This is a genomic window from Oceanobacillus sp. FSL K6-0118 (assembly GCF_038006665.1).
GTDB lineage: Bacteria > Bacillota > Bacilli > Bacillales > Amphibacillaceae > Oceanobacillus > Oceanobacillus caeni.
The window spans coordinates 1,142,292-1,159,706 of record NZ_JBBOVR010000001.1 but is presented as its reverse complement, the minus strand read 5'-3'; the positions used below and the strand labels follow the sequence as shown (position 1 = coordinate 1,159,706).

General features: G+C 36.4%; 17 protein-coding genes and 1 riboswitch. All 17 genes read right to left on the bottom strand.

The window, feature by feature from the left end; all coding sequences use genetic code 11:
- Window positions 1-82: 82 nt before the first annotated feature.
- The gene (locus tag MHI02_RS06075) at window positions 83-1,087 is read right to left on the bottom strand and encodes an ABC transporter ATP-binding protein (RefSeq protein ID WP_047184279.1); all 1,005 of its coding nucleotides are present in this window, start codon (window positions 1,085-1,087) and stop codon (window positions 83-85) included.
- Window positions 1,080-2,108, bottom strand: coding sequence for an ABC transporter ATP-binding protein (locus MHI02_RS06070; RefSeq protein ID WP_047184280.1), 1,029 nt, complete (start codon window positions 2,106-2,108; stop codon window positions 1,080-1,082). The genes MHI02_RS06075 and MHI02_RS06070 overlap by 8 nt, the downstream gene beginning before the upstream one ends.
- Window positions 2,109-2,123: 15 nt before the next feature.
- Window positions 2,124-3,047, bottom strand: coding sequence for an ABC transporter permease (locus MHI02_RS06065; RefSeq protein ID WP_047184281.1), 924 nt, complete (start codon window positions 3,045-3,047; stop codon window positions 2,124-2,126).
- Window positions 3,047-3,982, bottom strand: coding sequence for an ABC transporter permease (locus MHI02_RS06060; protein WP_047184282.1), 936 nt, complete (start codon window positions 3,980-3,982; stop codon window positions 3,047-3,049). Before MHI02_RS06060 ends, MHI02_RS06065 begins: the two co-directional genes overlap by 1 nt.
- Window positions 3,983-4,250: 268 nt before the next feature.
- Entirely contained in the window at window positions 4,251-5,924 is a 1,674-nt protein-coding gene (locus MHI02_RS06055) for a peptide ABC transporter substrate-binding protein (protein WP_047184283.1), read from the bottom strand.
- Between the two features lie 386 nt (window positions 5,925-6,310).
- Window positions 6,311-6,871 carry a GNAT family N-acetyltransferase gene (locus MHI02_RS06050; protein WP_047184284.1) on the bottom strand — a complete coding sequence of 187 codons (561 nt, stop codon included), beginning with the start codon at window positions 6,869-6,871 and terminating at the stop codon, window positions 6,311-6,313.
- A gap of 370 nt (window positions 6,872-7,241) precedes the next feature.
- Window positions 7,242-7,541: a hypothetical protein gene (locus MHI02_RS06045; protein WP_341165760.1), complete on the bottom strand. Its 300-nt coding sequence runs from the start codon at window positions 7,539-7,541 to the stop codon at window positions 7,242-7,244.
- Between the two features lie 31 nt (window positions 7,542-7,572).
- Window positions 7,573-8,031, bottom strand: coding sequence for a hypothetical protein (locus MHI02_RS06040; RefSeq protein WP_047184286.1), 459 nt, complete (start codon window positions 8,029-8,031; stop codon window positions 7,573-7,575).
- Between the two features lie 284 nt (window positions 8,032-8,315).
- Window positions 8,316-8,609, bottom strand: coding sequence for a hypothetical protein (locus MHI02_RS06035; RefSeq protein WP_052771648.1), 294 nt, complete (start codon window positions 8,607-8,609; stop codon window positions 8,316-8,318).
- A gap of 74 nt (window positions 8,610-8,683) precedes the next feature.
- Window positions 8,684-9,625, bottom strand: coding sequence for a transposase (locus MHI02_RS06030; protein WP_341165759.1), 942 nt, complete (start codon window positions 9,623-9,625; stop codon window positions 8,684-8,686).
- A 263-nt stretch (window positions 9,626-9,888) separates the two neighbouring features.
- Window positions 9,889-11,298 carry an ISLre2 family transposase gene (locus MHI02_RS06025; protein WP_047184960.1) on the bottom strand — a complete coding sequence of 470 codons (1,410 nt, stop codon included), beginning with the start codon at window positions 11,296-11,298 and terminating at the stop codon, window positions 9,889-9,891.
- Between the two features lie 396 nt (window positions 11,299-11,694).
- Window positions 11,695-11,823 carry a PD-(D/E)XK nuclease family protein gene (locus MHI02_RS06020; protein ID WP_204798194.1) on the bottom strand — a complete coding sequence of 43 codons (129 nt, stop codon included), beginning with the start codon at window positions 11,821-11,823 and terminating at the stop codon, window positions 11,695-11,697.
- 23 nt (window positions 11,824-11,846) lie between these two features.
- A complete protein-coding gene (locus MHI02_RS06015; protein ID WP_341165758.1) occupies window positions 11,847-13,049 on the bottom strand; it encodes an SEC-C metal-binding domain-containing protein in 1,203 nt (400 codons plus the stop codon).
- Between the two features lie 269 nt (window positions 13,050-13,318).
- On the bottom strand, window positions 13,319-14,521 hold the full coding sequence (locus MHI02_RS06010; protein WP_204798192.1) for an amidohydrolase: 1,203 nt from the start codon (window positions 14,519-14,521) through the stop codon (window positions 13,319-13,321).
- Window positions 14,522-14,600: 79 nt separating this feature from the next.
- Entirely contained in the window at window positions 14,601-15,434 is an 834-nt protein-coding gene (locus tag MHI02_RS06005) for a MetQ/NlpA family ABC transporter substrate-binding protein (protein ID WP_204798191.1), read from the bottom strand.
- A gap of 16 nt (window positions 15,435-15,450) precedes the next feature.
- Complete coding sequence (locus MHI02_RS06000) at window positions 15,451-16,101, bottom strand: methionine ABC transporter permease MetI (protein WP_204798190.1); 651 nt, start codon at window positions 16,099-16,101, stop codon at window positions 15,451-15,453.
- Window positions 16,091-17,122, bottom strand: a complete 1,032-nt coding sequence (locus MHI02_RS05995) for an ATP-binding cassette domain-containing protein (protein ID WP_204798189.1) — start codon at window positions 17,120-17,122, stop codon at window positions 16,091-16,093. Before MHI02_RS05995 ends, MHI02_RS06000 begins: the two co-directional genes overlap by 11 nt.
- A 162-nt stretch (window positions 17,123-17,284) precedes the next feature.
- A riboswitch (SAM riboswitch) is annotated at window positions 17,285-17,386 on the bottom strand.
- Window positions 17,387-17,415 lie beyond the last annotated feature (29 nt).

Here is a 17,415-nt window from a genome sequence, read left to right as displayed (position 1 = left end):
CCTATCATGACCAAATTCACAAGGTTCTAAGGTACTTTCCAAACTTCTTTCGGATAGCTTTTCACAATGGAAAAGCGAATAATTATTGTTTCGCTTTATATTCTTCATTGTATCTGTCATCATATAAATGACAGGCAACCCAATGCTCTGGTTTATGTTCTATAGATTCTGGAGTTACTTTGCCACACACTTCCATCGCAAATGGGCATCTTGTCCGAAAACGACACCCACTTGGTGGATTGATCGGACTTGGTACATCTCCTTCAAGAATAATTCTTTCGCGTGAGCGTTCGACCTCTGGATCTGGTAAAGGTATCGCGCTTAATAATGCTTGTGTATATGGGTGGAGCGGCTCTTCATATAACATTTCGGACGAGGCTATTTCCGCCATACTTCCTAAATACATAACTCCTACACGATCACTAATATGTTTTACCATTGAAAGGTCATGGGCGATAAATAAATATGTTAAACCACGTTCCTTTTGTAGACGTATTAATAAATTAACGACTTGCGCCTGGATCGATACATCCAGTGCCGAGATTGGTTCATCGGCGACAATAAAATCAGGATTGACTGCTAATGCTCTAGCAATTCCAATCCGTTGTCGTTGTCCACCACTAAATTCATGGGGATAACGGTTCCCATGATCACTATTTAATCCGACTGTTTCTAACAGTTCATTAACCCGTTTCGTACGTTCTGCTTTACTCTTTACGAGGCCATGTATATCAAGACCTTCGGCAATAATATCTTTAACCGTCATTCTTGGATTTAATGAAGCATAAGGATCTTGGAAAATCATCTGCATACTACGATTAAATTTCTTTAATTCCTTTTTTGACTTTTTAGCATGTACATTTTCGCCATGAAAATTGACTTCGCCGGCTGTTGCTTCATACAATCTTAGTATTGTCCGTCCAGCTGTTGATTTTCCACAACCTGATTCACCAACTAAACCAAATGTCTCACCCTTATAAATATCAAAAGAAATCCCGTCGACAGCACGCAATACATTGTTGCGATCAATATTAAAATGCTTTTGTAAATTTTTAATTTCTAATAGTTTTTCTCTCGTGTTATCCATGAACCTTCGTACCTCCTACTCTGGCAGACTCCGGTATTTCTACCTTTGGTGCCCGTTCATCAAGTAACCAACAAGCAGCCTTCTGTGTATTCGATACGTCCGTATATTCCGGCATACGATTTTCACAAACCTTCATCGCAAATGGACAACGAGTTACGAATGGACATCCCTTTGGCGGATCAGCCAAATCCGGTGGTGAACCTGGGATAGCTTGCAATTCTTCATCCCGGTTATCAAGCTTTGGCATTGAACCTAGTAGTCCCCAAGTATACGGGTGTTGCGGATTGTAGAAAATTTCATCAACATCCCCGGTTTCGACAATTTTCCCACCATACATAACTGCGACTCGATGGGCAGCATTTGCTACTACACCAAGATCATGAGTAATAAGAAGAATCGCCGTTCCAGTCTTTTCCTGTAATTCTTTCATTAAATCCATAATTTGCGCTTGAATGGTTACATCAAGTGCTGTCGTCGGTTCATCCGCTATAAGAATCTTCGGATTACAAGCAAGTGCAATCGCTATCATTGCCCGTTGCCGCATACCGCCAGAATACTCATGTGGATATTGATTAATTCTTTTTTCAGGGGTTGGAATCCCAACTAATTTTAATAATTCAATTCCACGTTCATGGGCATCCTTTTTCGACATATTTTGGTGTTTAATTAAACTTTCTGAGATTTGTTTACCAATTGTCATCGTTGGATTAAGAGATGTCATTGGATCTTGAAAAATCATACTAATCTCTTTTCCACGAATGGCTTCCATCTGCTTCTCCGACTTTTCAGTTAGGTCTTGGCCTTTAAAAATAATTGACCCATTAACGAACTTTCCGGGAGGCATTGGAATGAGTCGCATGAGGGATTGGGCTGTTACACTTTTTCCAGATCCTGACTCACCGACTATTGCTAACGTCTCTTTTTCATTTAATTCGAATGTTACACCACGGACAGCTTTTACGTCACCGCCGTACGTATCAAACGAAACAGAAAGATCGTTTACTTCCAAAATTTTTGACATAAGTTTATCCTCCCATTATTTCCTTACTTTTGGATCCAGTGCATCCCGCATGCCATCACCAATTACATTAAATGCCAACATTGTTAAACAAATAAAAAACGCTGGGAAGAACAACTGGAATGGATAGTATTGCAATGCTGGTAACGCATCAGACGACATCGTACCCCAACTGGCAAGTGGTGCTGGAACACCAAGTCCAAGATAACTTAAAAATGCTTCTGTAAAGATGGCATTTGGAATCGTCAATGTTAATGTAACTAATATTGGCCCTAATGTATTAGGTACAAGATGTTTAAACATTAATCTTGTGTTACTTGCCCCAAGTGATCTTGATGCCATAACATATTCTTCTGACCGCAACTGCATAACTTGTCCGCGTACAATCCGAGCCATATTGATCCAACCGGTAATGGTCATCGCGATAATTAATGTCCAAAGCCCTTGGGGTAAAATAACCATCAATAAGATAACGACTAGCAAATACGGAACACCATATAAAATATCAGCAATCCGCATCATATATTCGTCAACCTTACCACCAAAAAAGCCGGCAATCGCTCCCCAAATCACTCCAATTACAAGGTCGATAAAGGCAGCCATCAGTCCAATAAATAACGAGATCTTTGCTCCATACCATGTTCTAGCAAAAACATCACGACCAAGATTATCCGTTCCGAACCAATGTTCAGCAGAAGGAGATTGGTTCGCATTCATTAAGTCATTTTGATAATAGTTCTGACCCGAGATCGGCCCACCAATAAACGACAAAATTCCAAGTATAATGATAATAAAAACACCAAAGATAGCTAATTTATTTTTACGAAAGCGACGCCAACCATCTTTCCAATAAGATGTACTCTCACCAGCTATTTTTTCAGCGTCGGAATGATCAACTTGTAGGGGCTCAAAGTCAGATTGGTTTAATTGTACTTGTGACATTATTTTTCGGCCCCCTTATCCGTAACTTTAATTCGTGGGTCAACTAACCCATATATTAAGTCAACAATAAGAATCGATACTAATAGTAAGACACTAAAGAAGACTGTCGTTCCCATAATAACGGTATAATCCCGGTTTGTAACACTAACAACAAATTCGTTTCCTAATCCCGGAATACCAAAGATTTTTTCAATAATAAAACTTCCTGTTAAAATAGACACAACCAATGGGCCAAGGTATGAAACAACAGGCAAGATCGCATTGCGAAGACCGTGTTTATATGTAACAACTCGACTGCTCAATCCCTTTGATCTAGCTGTTTTAATGTAATCAGCATTTAAGACTTCTAGCATGCTTGAACGCATTAACCGAGCAATAAATGCTAATGGTGTTGTAGCAAGCGCTACTGCTGGTAGAATCGTATGGGCAAAAGATTCAAATCTAGCTACAGGTAATGCTTGTAGTTTAATCGCAAAGATATATTGTAAGATTGTTGCCATAATAAAACTTGGAACGGATATACCAAGTACAGCGATAACCATTGCAGCATAGTCCCCAAATTTATTATGTTTAAGCGCAGCAATAACACCTAATAACACCCCAAACGATAGTGCCAGTAAAATAGCTTCAGCCCCTAAAATTAAGGAATATGGAAAACTTCTAGCAATAATATCGGTAACTTCCTGTCCAACATATTTAAATGATGGACCGAAATCTAATGTAATTGCTCGTACTAGATAATCGAAATATTGTACATGTATCGGATCGTTCAATCCATAAGCTTCATTCATTTGTGCTTCAATTTCTGGTGGTAACTTCCTTTCTGATGCAAAAGGCCCCCCTGGCGCTGCCTGCATAAGAAAAAATGTTATGGTAATAATAAAAAATAGTGATACGATGATATAGCCTATTCGCTTTAGTAAATATTTGGCCAAGAGCTTACACCTCCATATTCCCTTGTTAACTTTTTGTATAGCAAGGGATGATATAAGAACATCCCTGCAAATTGGCTAACTATATCTAAAGATCCATAGATAAAGAAAGATATAGTAATAGAGGGATGCTAGATAAATAGCTTTAGTATGTGAAGATTTTTGAAAGGGGTTAACCGTTTGCTTTATTTGAACATTACCAATAGGGTTAATGGTTAATACAAGGTATACAGAAAAATCTATATACCTTGTATCTCTAATTCAGTCACTCTTATTCAGAAATATATCCCCATTTAAATTGCATCGTTCCAATTGGAGAAACAGTAATATCTTTGACATTATCTTTATTTACCCAAACGTTCGTATAGAAATAAATTGGGGCAATTGGCATTTCATCCATAAAGATTTGTTCAGCTTGACGAAGAATGTCTCTACGTGCAGCTTCATCTGTTTCAGCTCTCGACTCTTTAATCAATTTGGCATAATCTTCATTTTCCCAGTTCGTGTAGTTATTACCACCAACAGATTCAAAGATTTCTAAGAAATTGATGGCATCATTGAAGTCGGCATTCCAACCCATTCGGCCTACTTGGAAGTTACCTTCACCCATCGTATCAAGGAATACGTTCCACTCTTCATTATTTAGTTCAACTTCTACACCAAGGTTTTCACGCCACATATCTTGAACAGCTTGAGCGATTGCACCATGTGCTTCACTTGTATTATAGGAAATTTTAATTTTAGGTAATTCTTCTAAACCTAACTCTTCCAGACCTTTTTCAAGATACTCTTTCGCTTGTTCAACATCGTTATCCTTGAAATAGCCTTCATTATTTTCTTCAAATATTGATGGAGGTACTAGTGCCGTTGCCGGTTGTTGTTCACCTTTTGTAATGTTTTCTACAATCCCTTGACGATTCAGAGCAAGTGAAAATGCCTTACGTATATTCACATTATCAAATGGTTCTTCTTCCGTGTTAAAAGCATAGTAGTATACACTAGCTAATGGAGTAATATTTAATGTTCCCTCATCTTTTAATGCCGGAATTGCAGATAAAGGAATTACATCTGTTGGTGATCCAGTCCAATCCAATTCATCATTGTTATACATTTGTAATGCTGTATTTTCATCGTCAATCATATACATGTTAATTGTTTCCAATTTAACTGTGTCGGCATCCCAATATTCCGGATTTTTCTTAAGTACAATTTGGTCTTTATGTGCCCAAGAATCAAGCAGGAACGGGCCATTTGTTACATAATCCTCCGAGACGTCCAGAGCCCAATCGTCTTTACCATCGACAACTTTATGGTTTACTGGATAATACGTGTAAAAAGCAGTTAAATCTAGGAAATATGGTGTTGGATGTTCAAGTTCGACAACTAATGTTTTATCATCCTCAGCTTTAACACCTACATCATCTAAGGAACCGCCATTTTCTTTGGCATCTTCAGCACCTTTAATAACATAAAGCTGATATGCATAATCAGTATCTGCGTTATTTGGATCCAATACCCATTTCCATGCATATTCAAAGTCCTTGGCTGTTACAGGATCACCGTTTGACCATTTCGCATCTTCACGAATTTTAAATGTGTATGTTAACTTGTCTTCGGAAACCTCATAGGATTCTGCCATCGCTTCTTCAGGTTCATCATCCTGATTCAACCGCATTAAACCTTCAAATATTTGTGTAAGAACAGCATTTGACGTTGTATCTGTTGCCTTACCTGGATGTAACGAAGGCGGTTCGGTTTTAATATTTATATTCAATGTTTGGTCGGCAGCCAATGCCGTACTACCTTCATCCTTGGAATCTTCTTCCTTAGCCGAATCTTCTTCCTTGGCCGATTCTTCCTTACTAACATTTCCACCACAAGCTGCTAGAACCATGCCTATGGCTAACATAACTACGATAAGAAAAGACCACTTCTTCCATTTCATAGATTTATCCCCCTTATGTAACCGTTTTTTATTTTACAGATAATTTAGTGTTATTAAATTAATCTGTATTTATATTATACTATCATTTCCCAAATATTCCACCACTTTTTTAAAAAATGATTGACCATTCATTCATAAATTTTATATTCTACCAAATATGTTTTACAAAAACGTTGATTTATCAATACTTTTTATAAATTAAAGGGTAAATCTATTATCGTACTATTCCCTTAAATTACCATTTTGTATCTGAAGTCTAATTTACTTATTTAGCGACATAAAGTGATTTATGGTAATAAAAAAAAGCTTCATTGCTACGCGATAGCGACGAAACTCTTTTTCTATTTAAGTATGGATTTTTAAAAAGTAGAGTATTATAAATAACGCTACATATTACTGACTGATAGTTCATTCCATTCACTTGCTAAAATCCCATATACCGTATGGTCAACATAATGGTCATATAGCCACTCTACTTGTCTAATAGTTGCTTCATTTACAAAACCCAATCTTTCTGGAACGCTCCTGCTCTTTTTATTCTCCACGGCAGCTCGTATTTCCACTTTATTTAAGTTGAGGTGATTAAAAGCATAGTCGGTCAATGCTTTAGCAACTTTCGTCACAATCCCTTTTCCTTGAAATTCTTCTCCAAGCCAGTAGCCAATATATGCCGTCTTGTTGGACCAATTTACACTGTTGAAGCCCGCTACACCCACAATTTCTCCATTGAATAAAATAACGGTATTTAAACTTTTATTTTCGGCATAACCTTTTAAACATCCTCGGATAAATTCTTTTGTATCTTCCACATTCTTGGTGAAGTCAAGCCAAGGCAACCATTCTTTTAAATAATTTCTCGATTTGTCAGTTAGTTCAAAAATACTTTCAGCATCATTTAATTCAATTAATTTTAGTGAAACATTCTTGTCAATATTATGTATGAACATAATCTGTCCCCCTATTTTTGCTATTTTTTACTTACTAGCATTGTATAAATATAGTTTAAAAATCCTGCAAAGTCTATTCCAGAAATTTTTGCCAAAAAGGCAAAGGTCAACTAAAGTTTAGGATGAAACCTCTGAATCTGATAGACAAGATCCAGAAATATGGTAGACAAGATAGAAGGAGCGATTTCGTTATTCTTACACGATAGTCGTGACGCACTGATGGATTCAAAACCCAGCAACTTGGAAAAATATTTTTCTATTTTTCATTATTTATATTGATAGTTTTTTCTTAGGTAGATACATATTGTTAGGATTATGTATCAAGGAGAGATAAAGAACGGATACGTTTGTATCCACTCTAAAACTGAAGTTAATACATCCATCGCTGATATACTTCATTCTCTAAATCTTTTTCATTGAACATATTTAATTCCCTTTTTGCAATAAAAATCAGATATTCATCGTCGCCATAATTGAAAGTCTTATATATTTCCTGATTCTTTTTATGGAACTCGTGAATCAACTCTGTTAACTCAAAATACGTTAATTCTCCGGATTTCCATTGTTTAAATTTCTCAAATAGAGGTTCAAGTTCTTTTTCAGTCAAATGTCGATGATATAAATCTAATATTCGACGATCACGTTTCCGTTCTTCTTTTGTTTTTTTCATTTTAAATAGGATCCTTTCTTTTCTATTTCTTTTAAAATGGTAGATCCCAATTATCAGAATATATTGGTATGAAGTTTTTTTCAGGTTCTGTCACTTTCGACTGTTCTCGTTCTTCCCATGTTATCCCAAAAGGAGCACCGCCATCCGTATATCCTGCAATAAATGCAAAAGTTTCATCGCTATCTTCCCAAAGGTCTTCTTCCATAAATTCCTGTTTTCTCTTCCTAGCTTTACGCTTTTCTGCTTCCTGTTGTTTTTGAACAGCCGCTCTCTTCAACTCTCTTTTATAATGTTCGCTAGTACGAAATCCTAATAATTCCAATTCTTTTACTGCACATAGCTTATCAACGGCATAATGTTTACTATACCCATAAACTAGATTTTTTCCTTCGTATTTTGGAACCCAATGCCTAGCAGACTGCAAACGGCTATTACGATTCATGCGTTTATGACGTGGAATATTTGTCTTTTTTCTTTTTAATTTCCCCATATGCATATCACCTTAATCTTAATTGAAACATTCACTAAAGTGGAATTATAACATTTGTAAAAAGCGCTGGGAAACGATATAGTTTTACCGCCTTATTGAGAAAAGGGGGGCATACAGGATGGATAGTACGGAGACCAAACTTTAGAAAGTATTCCAGGAAATAAAACAGCTGAAAGGGGAAAGCAATCATTTAGTACAGAAAAACCACTTATTAAAACACCATTACAAACATATTCAAACAGAATAAATTTTTCAAGGATTGCTCCAAGCTACCATACCTAAAGTTACAATTCCTTCAATTCTTCTACTTGTTCCTTAGATAGATGAGTAACCTTTGCTACAAATTCAACCGGTGATCCTTGTTTTAATAATTCTTTAGCAATGTTCTGACGCTCTTCCATTTTTCCTTTTTCAATACCCTTTTCCATACCTTTTCTTTCCCAGGAATTTGACAGTTCAAAAATCTCCTCTGCATTATCCAATTCTTTAATTTCTTCCATTAATTGCTCCTTCTCTTGGTTATTCAGGGTTAAATATACATCAAAGAATAAAGAATCTGGATTTTTATGATTAGACACCTAATTTCCTTTTGTTGTTCGACCAGTACCTTATTTCACTTTTCCGGAACCCCGAAAGACTATCATACTTAAAGTTACAATTTTCCCTTTAATTCTTCTACTTCTTCCTTAGATAAATGCGTAACCTTTGCTACAAATTCAACCGGTGATCCTTGTTTTAATAATTCTTTAGCAATGTTCTGACGCTCTTCCATTTTTCCTTTTTCAATACCTTTTTCAATACCTTTTTCAATACCTTTTTCAATACCTTTTTCTATCCCCTTCTCCATACCTTTTCTTTCCCAGGAATTTGATAGTTCAAAAATTTCCTCTGCATTATCCAATTCTTTAATTTCTTCCATTAATTGCTCCTCCTCTTGATCATTTAGGGTTAAATATACATCAAAGAATCCAGTAATAAACCTTTGTTTTGCTGGATTAAGTTTCATTCGGACTAACATTTTTAAAAATTCCAATTTAACTTCTATCTTTTCTCTTTCCGTATAACCCATTTTACTTAACAATGCTGCTGCAACAGGGTTATCTGATTCAATATATTCGCGCCAATTCTTTTTCCTTAATTCCAGTGTTAAAAAATTAAATGTCAATACATGAAAAAAAGGAAAGCTTATAGAAAATTCATCCTGTTCATTTCTTTTTTCATTATAGCTAAAAACAGCAATTGGTAATATTGGCTTCTGATACTTATTATACAACAGACTGAAATAGTGATACATACGCTCATGAAAATCATTTTCAACGTAACTTTGGGGTTCAACATGGATAATAAGAATCGTTTCTTCTCCCTTTAATTTTGTTTCAATCACAATATCCAGCTTTCTATTTCTTCCTTGAAGAATATCCGTGTAAACTTCCTCTGATAATGGACGGATTTCTGAAAAATCCACACTTTCATGGACTTCTGGAAAGAATGCTTCAAGAAATTCCTCAAAAAAGTTGTAGATCAATTCTTTTGCCAATTGATCGTGATGGGTGTATTTTGTATTTTCTTCACGTATTAATGTAATTTGAGTCATGAGTAGAGGCCTCCTAGGGGATGTAATGAGGAATAATACAATGATGTGTGAACTAGGTATATTATACTAAAATATTCTAATAAATAACAATTAATCTCATTTTATGTATGTGTCAAGTTTTTCTCGGTGTGTCTTTCACACCAATATTTCCGGCACTCTATTTTTGTACACTTTTTCGGCTACCGCGCGACCCTTGTCGCTTGCTGTCCCCAATTTTTAGGTAACGTTCTAAAAACCAAGAACCTTACCTAAAAATCAGGGTGTTATCTAAAACTTTTTATTAACTGTCCAATAGCTGATGAATGAGCTGTATTTAGGCTTATTTTACCTTGTTTTGCTCCAATTGACGGCTGGGTTTCCTGGCGTAGAAATTCAGTCATACGAACCACTTTTTTCACGTCTCGTTGTTTTCTTACACTTCGCCTTTGGTCTCTCAAATAGACGGATCGTAATGTTTTATTTAGAATCCCTTGTTTGATCTTCACCATTGCCTCACTACCTTCTAAACTCCAATGCATTCCACGCTTTTTCATTCGGAATGAAATATGTCGTTGGTTGGATTCCATTGCACCCATGCCCCTTGCCTCTTTTGGTGGATTCTCAACTTTTTCTCTCCAATCAAAAATTCGATCCCAATTACCGCCAATATATCTACGAAAATCCTCGGCCTTTTCTAACTGCTTATCCGTTTCTAAAGTGCTCTCCAATGTATCCATCCAACGTATGAAATCATCCAGTTCGTGTTCTTTGATTGCCTTTTGTACACCTTCTTTAAACTCGCTCTTTTTAACTCCAAAAGTTCGATTCAGTGCTTTAGAAATGTGAAAGGAATCCAATTGATTTAAAACAGGATAACTAGACTGTGAGAAAGCCTCTTGAAAACGTTCTGCCGTATAACCGGGACCACCATCACTATTGGTGACAACTTGAGTGTTTTCTAAGGAATAATGATTAGCTGTATACGCCTGGACTTCTTTCCAAAAATCATTCGTTGGTTTGGTTGTCATGATGACCTGTGGATTCTTTAGGGAAATACGCTTCCCATTTTTACTCCAACCTTCATGAATGATCGCATGATGGACTTCATGACTTGTCTTTTTCTTTGTTCCACGCACAAATACACCATCTGCCTCGGCAAATAAAAAATCCAACTCATCTCCCTTTGGTAAATAAGCAGCTTCCTCTAATTCCGCTAACATTTCTTCATCAGCTCGCGCTTGTGCCTTCCCAACACGTTTCACAATACTTCCCACAGTTGTATGACTAAGAGTTACTGCGGTCCATTCACCTAATATGCGTGCCGTTTCTCGGTACGTACTCTCACTAGCCAACTCTGCCACTTTTACTTCAACTAAAGGACTATGTCGTTGATATTTTCTAAATCCAATCCATTCATCAAAAGGATAATGCGCCTTTCCATTCACATCGCGCATCAAGGTATGAGTAAAGCGAACCGCCCCAAAAATAAACTGAATCGTTTTTTCATCTTCTCGTTCAACCGTCCAACCTTTACTTTGCATTCTTCTTTTAATCGTTTGATTAAGTTGTGTAAATACGCTCCCCATTAGTGTAGTAAGTAGATCATATATACTAATTTGAATTTGTTCTTCAAACTCAATTAAGTCATTTGTATCCTTTAATAATTCGCTAATTTTTGATATAATTGTATTCATGAAAAGGCCTCTTTCTAATGTATTTGCCGGCTAAGCATACATTTATGATAGAGCGCCTTTTCTTTTTTTTCTAGAATTTTGTTTCAAATCCCCGAGAACTATTTTACACATAGTCATTTTATTTATGGCTTCCTCTCAAATCAAATATCCCTCATCACGCTATATCTGCATGTGAGGGATTATGTTCCTTCTATTCTAATGCATAGTTCCTTAATTCCTAATTTCCAATCCACCTAGAATCGTAAGGCAGTTAAATTTTTAACAGGGCGATATAATGATTAGAGGGGTTAGTATATAGCGGAAATCTATAACTCTATCTGAAAATAATCAACTATCTCCAACCAAACCTCTTTAATGAATCTAACACCTTCTCCGCATCATTCTTGTTAAAACAAACTAGAAAACCGTCACCATATTTACCGTCCAGACAAGATGATGATTTTCTTTTAAGTTTAACAACCATGCTAAAATATTGGAATGACGTATTTCGTAATTTTCTAACTCAAACAAATCACGAATTTCCATTTTGGATCACTCCATTTTTTAAACTATCTTCCACAACACTTCTTATACTTTTTCCCACTACCACATGGACACGGTTCATTTCTGCCTACCTTCACAACTTTTTTCCCTTCACGTAATTTAGTCTCCGGTAATGGTTGTAATGCACTTTTTTTTCGATCTGACAGCTCTGTTGGTGTATAGCCTTTAAGAAACCATTCTCTTGTATTATTCACTAGAGAAACAACTAGATCAGCAAAAGCTTGAACCGTTTCCATGCTATCAAATTCCAGCTCACTACCTAAGAGTTCCAAAACCTCATTCAAGCTATCCCCATTTCTAATAGAGGTAACACAGTCTTCTACTAGAATATCCGCTTCTTCTCTACTAAGTTCATAATTTTTCCTTATAAAATTGACTAGTTCGATATAGCTTTCATTCCTATCAACAAAATTAGCTTCACTAGCCTTTAGGATTTGATTCTTCTTAAAAGGGTAAAAAGAAAGACTTTTCCTCATCCTGTGTTCTTTTTTTACCGTTTCGGAATCATCTACATCACGATGGGAGTAACCATGCGCATCGACATAAACATCTTTATGATAGGATATCGCCTCATGCATGACCATAATATATTCGTGTAAAACAAAAGGTTCTTTCGTATATGTCTTAAGCAGTTCTTCTATTTGAATTAGACCTAATGTTCCGTAATAATATAAAAAACCAGTTGTAAGCTTAATCCACTCCGTATTCCTTTTTATGACAGATCTTATGTTCAAATGATTGGCCAACGATAATATAGGTTCCATTAATTCATTCGGTATTACTAAAGCTTTTTCACCATTATACGTGCCAGAATACACCAAACCACTAGCTCGGAAATAGTTAATTTTATGAAATTCGTAATCTGCAACATGCATATAGCCACCATTTTTTGCTAAATTGATTAATAGATTAAACCGTTCCTCATCCAATTGAAGACAAAATTTCCCAAGTGATTCGGGTATTTCTTCTTCTAACACTGCTATTAGTTCAGCCTTCTTTAGACTACTCACGCCCTTTAAGTCTAAATACCTTCTTATATCGTCTAATTCATATTTTGTATAGCCGGCTAGTCCTTCATGTAAAGTGAAAGGAATAGTTATTGTTTTTCCCCAGTATCTCCGTTCTTGGTTCTTCAATTGATCCACTTTCATTTTTTCTAATCCTACTTGAAGATTTTTAAATGCTTCTTTTAATTCTTTCTCGTTCATCATTTCACCTCTTAGGTTGATTATACAGAATTTGTCACTAGAGAGATAGGATCACTATCAATAAATGCTTCTGACTTTAACAGCTTTCTTTGCCTTCTATGGATTAAAAGAAGTTCCTAAACAAAAAGAGGAGTTAACCTATCTAGTCAACTCCCCCATTTAAAATCCATTATTCACTTTTTATCATACGTTAATTTCAGCAGCTCGTTTTTTATCCCTATATCCAAGTATTTGCTATTTTCTAATGGGAACTTCTCAGTGCAGTCTTCTCACCCTTGTTCTGCATGTTTTCTTTGCTTGAAATCCTTTTTAATAGCAGCTAATGTGTCTGGCTCCATAATCAGTCGTAACGCCGTTATGCTGAGCGCCTTTGCGCCTGTGATAAGGGCATGATCCCCTTTATCGGACACAGCTGCTTCTCTAAACGGAACGGTATGTGGAACAAGACTGCTAGAACCAATTTTAATATAAGGGTGAATGGTTGGAACGACTTGGCTGATATTCCCCGCATCTGTTGAACCCATTCCGTCTCTATCACCATCTACATTTTCTCCCAATTCTTCCATAACTTCTTTAAAAACCTTATTATAGGAATCATTTAATAACAAGTTATCAACTTCATTTTGGAAAGCAATCACATTTAATTTGGCACCTGTTGCAAGTGCTGCTCCTTCTGCAATTGCTTTTACTCTTTTTGTAACTTCGTTTAATCTTGTACGTGTGGCAGCACGGATATAAAATCTTGCTTTTGCATAATCTGGAACAATGTTCGGAGCATCGCCACCATCTGTAATAATTCCGTGAATACGGACGTCATCAGTTACATGTTGTCTTAACGCATTAATCCCATTGAAAAGTTGAATCACAGCATCTAATGCATTAATTCCTTCATGTGGAGAAGATGCCGCATGGGCAGATTTTCCTATATATTCAAAATCAAGTGGATCAACAGCTAAGGAAGGAGCAGTGAGACTTGTCTTTCCCGCTGGGTGAATCATCATTGCTGTATCGATTCCTTCTACTAATCCATGTTTAACAAAGCTACCTTTTGCACTACCATTTGGACCGCCTTCTTCTGCAGGTGTTCCAAAAACCACGACTTCTCCACCCGTTTCGCAAATAACTTTACTTAATGCAACCGCTGCAGCAACACTCATTGTTCCAATAATATTATGTCCACATCCATGACCAAGGCCTGGTAGCGCATCGTATTCTGCTAAAAATGCAATGGAAGGTCCCGGTTTTTCTGATTTATATCTGGCAACAAAAGCAGTCTCGTGGCCGGCAACAGCTTTTTCAACTATAAATCCTTCATCTTCAAGAATTTGTGTAAGTAAACCAGAAGCAAAAAATTCCTCATTGCCAATTTCAGGATTCGCATGAATTTTATGACTTGTTGTGAGGTAACGTTCCTTGTTGGCCTCAATATTTTCTTTTAATACTTCCTTAAAATTTGTTGTTACATTTGTCATTACAATGCCCCCTATTTTTAGAAAAATGGGGAAACTAAAAGTCCCTCTCTTTTTCTCATTCAATGGTATTTTCTATTTCCTACCAGCCAATTTTATCTAATGGTACAAAGGTTGGTATTAATGTCCCACCATATTCCTTTTCGACAAATTCAGCTGTATCTTCTTCTTGGAATAATTCGACAATTCTATTCAATGTTTCGTCATCTTTATCTTCTTCATTTACCGCTATAATGTTAAGGTAGTCATAAGCTGTTTCGTCTTCATGGAAAATGGAATCATTAAGTGGATTTAGTCCAGCATCCCTTGCAAAACCATTATTAATAACACCTGCATCTACATCAGCTAATGCTCTTGGTATTTGGGCAGGAGCCGTTGGAATAAGCTCAATATTTTTAGGATTTTCAACAACACTTTCTTCTATCGATCCAAGGCCATCGTAATTGTCTACAAGTTTAATAAAGCCAGCCTCTTGTAGTAAAACGAGTGCTCTTCCTTGATTTGATACATCGTTTGGTAGTGCAATTTTAGCACCCTCTGGTATATCTTTTACGTCTTTGTAATTATTTGAGTAAATTGCCATTGGTGCAAGATATGTTGTTGCAATTGGTACAAGATCTAAATCATGTTCTTTAATAAATTCATCAAAATAAGCAACCGTTTGGAATGAATTAGCATCAAGTTCGCCGTCTGCAAGGGCTGTATTTGGTTGAACATAGTCGCTAAAAGAAACAATTTCAATGTCAATTCCTTCTTTTGCTGCCTTCTCAGATACATAATCCCATGTCTGTGTATCTGTACCACTAATACCAATTTTCACCTTTTTTGTTTCTCCCCCACTTGTATCACCTGAGCAAGCTGTTGTAATAGCAATGAATACAATAAAAAGAAAAGTTAATAGAATTTTTTTCTTCATCCTGTTTTCCTCCTGATTATCTTCTACGTATTTTTCTTGATAAATAGTTTCCTAATGATTGTAGTCCTTGAACCATGATTATTAGGATGATAACCGTAATAGCCATCGTTGTCGTATCAAAACGCTGATATCCATATGTAATGGCAAGGTCACCAATTCCTCCTCCACCTACCGTTCCGGCCATTGCTGATGCTCCGATTAACCCGATGGTTGCAATAGTGAAGTTGACCACTAAAGAGCTAAGTACTTCTGGTAATAAAAAGCGAAAAATCGTTTGAAACGGCGTTGCACCCATGGCATTTGCTGCCTCAAGCACACCTTCGTCAACTTCTAATAACGAGCTTTCTACTAATCTAGCAATATATGGCCCCGCATAAAAGACAAGTGGAACAATTGCTGCAGCAGTGCCAATAGACGTTCCAACAATCAAGCGAGTAATTGGAATGATTGCTACCAGCAAGATAATGAACGGAATAGAACGGAATATATTAATAATTCCATTTAATACCGCAAAAATTGGTTTGTTTTCAAGTATTTGTCCATTACGAGTTACGAAAAGTGCAATACCCAACGGTAACCCAAGGATGATGGAGAAAATAAAGGATATACCTACCATTTGTACTGTTTCAATTATTGCTTCTATAATTTGTTCGGAATTAACTAGCATGTGATGTCACCTCCCTGAAGCTTATTTCTTTTGCGTGCATGTACGTTAATGCTCGTTTCACCTCAGATTCAGACCCTTGAAATTGAACAATCAAATTTCCAAATGGGATTCCTTGAAGTTCCGTAATACTCCCAAATAAAACATTGACATCTAAATCAAATTTTTTAGCAAGCTGTGATAAAAGGGGCTTACTTGTCGATTGATTGATAAAATTAATTCGGAATATATTTTGTGACCCATTGTTATTATCAATCATGTCTAAAATGGAACTTGGTATTTGATCATTCATGACAGTACTGACAAAGTTCTGCGCTGTTTTTGTTTTAGGCGCTGTAAAGACATCGAATACATTGCCTTCTTCAATAATTTGACCCGCTTCCATGACTGCAACTTTATCGCAAATTTCACGAATAACGGACATTTCATGGGTGATCATTAAAATCGTAATATCATATTCCTCACTGACCTTTTTCAAAAGCTGTAGAATAGAACTTGTTGTCTGCGGATCAAGAGCAGATGTTGCCTCGTCGCAAAGTAAAATGGAAGGCTGAGTTGCCAATGCCCTTGCAATACCGACCCGCTGCTTTTGCCCACCAGAAAGTTGGTCTGGATACATATCTGCTTTATCGGATAAGCCAACAAACTCTAGTAATTCGTGAACTCTTTTCTTCATCTTTTCCTTTGGTACCTTTTCAAGCACAAGTGGCATTGCCACATTTGCATACACAGTTTTGGAGTTTAGTAAATTGAAGTGCTGAAAAACCATCCCTATTTTTTTCTTCACTTTACGGATTTCTTTCTCCGATAAAACAGATAAATCATGACCATCCACAATGACTTTACCTGAAGTTGGACACTCTAAATAATTGACGCAGCGAATAAGTGAGCTTTTACCAGCACCACTATAACCAACAACTCCGTAAATTTCTCCTTTGTTGATTTTTAAGTTTATATTGCTTAAAGCATGAACCTGCTTTCCACCACTATCATAAACCTTCCCAAGATTCTGAAACTCTATCATGTTATTATCCCCTTTCTTGCCTCTATGATGCCTGGCGCCTCCTGATATTAGTCGAATAATGTTTTCATCGTATAAAAATCATAAAATAGAACAAAAAATCCTTCTTCATGGAAGAAGAAGGATTCAGGAGTAATATAAAAAATATTATATGTACTGAAATTCCTCTTATCTTCCAAGCTTTTCGCTTGCTGGAATTGGCACGGTACTTATATGTCCGTTGCCGAGGTATCATCGGGCCAGTCCCTCCGCCTCTCTAGATAAGAACTAATATATTATGAAATTAAAAGATGCCT